This is a genomic window from Vibrio sp. 10N.222.52.B7 (assembly GCF_041474275.1).
Taxonomy (GTDB): domain Bacteria; phylum Pseudomonadota; class Gammaproteobacteria; order Enterobacterales; family Vibrionaceae; genus Vibrio; species Vibrio crassostreae_C.
Map to the genome: position 1 here is coordinate 1 of NZ_JBFRTU010000480.1, position 250 is coordinate 250.

General features: G+C 50.0%; 1 protein-coding gene. It reads right to left on the reverse strand.

All coding sequences use genetic code 11. The annotated features are described in order from the left end of the window. On the reverse strand, window positions 1-250 hold a 250-nt coding region (locus AB4512_RS23785), incomplete at both ends, for an AI-2E family transporter (protein ID WP_372175970.1).

Here is a 250-nt window from a genome sequence, read left to right on the forward strand (position 1 = left end):
TAATGGCAGGTAACAAAGCAAGAATCGGCGGCAACTGAATAATAGCGACCAGTAACACCGCTAGCGCCCACAATGCCGCGGCTGGAACACCCGCGATAACCAAACCAATTGCCGACATGATAGATTGAATCACAGCAACACCAATCACACCTTGCACAACGCTGCGCACAGTCGATTTAGATAACTGCACGAGCTCTACGCCTTTGCCATCCGTTAAACGAACCACTAATTGAGTCACACCGGTTGGACA